The following is a 453-nucleotide window of genomic DNA, read 5'->3' on the forward strand; positions in this document are numbered from 1 at the left end:
ACAACGTAGAAATTTCATTAAAATTGACCTATACCCCTTTTCATTTGACCAATACTCAATTTGAATTGGTATTTGGTCTCATTGGAAAAACTCCCGATACTGCATCACCCTGAAATCAAGGGTATTGAAATCAGGATTTTTGTTTTTTTAATTCTTTATAAGCCTGCTAACTCCCACCCGCTCGGTTGGTGGCTCCCGAAGGGGCGGTTAATGAGAAGGTCTTAACTGTTCTCATCTCGATAGTTATCGGGAGCGCTCGAACTGACAGGCAGTAAGCTTTTTACACAGCCTCTTCTTATACTTATATACAAGGCACTTATTCATTATTGCCTTTTTTCTTTTGCTGTCCGGGGGCATAAGCTTTGGCATTTTTTGCTCCCGTCATTTTTTTGACTTGACCTGGTGCAGTACTCCTTTTAACCGTTCCCCTATTGGCTGTACCTCGATAGGTGG

The 453-nt window shown here is 41.5% G+C and carries 1 pseudogene; it reads right to left on the reverse strand.

What is annotated here, in order from left to right:
- Positions 1–78: 78 nt before the first annotated feature.
- Positions 79–232 (reverse strand): annotated as a pseudogene (locus GO009_RS17725) (uracil-DNA glycosylase family protein); the annotation flags it as partial.
- Positions 233–453 lie beyond the last annotated feature (221 nt).

This window comes from Allomuricauda sp. TY007, from assembly GCF_010468565.1.
Lineage (GTDB): Bacteria > Bacteroidota > Bacteroidia > Flavobacteriales > Flavobacteriaceae > Flagellimonas.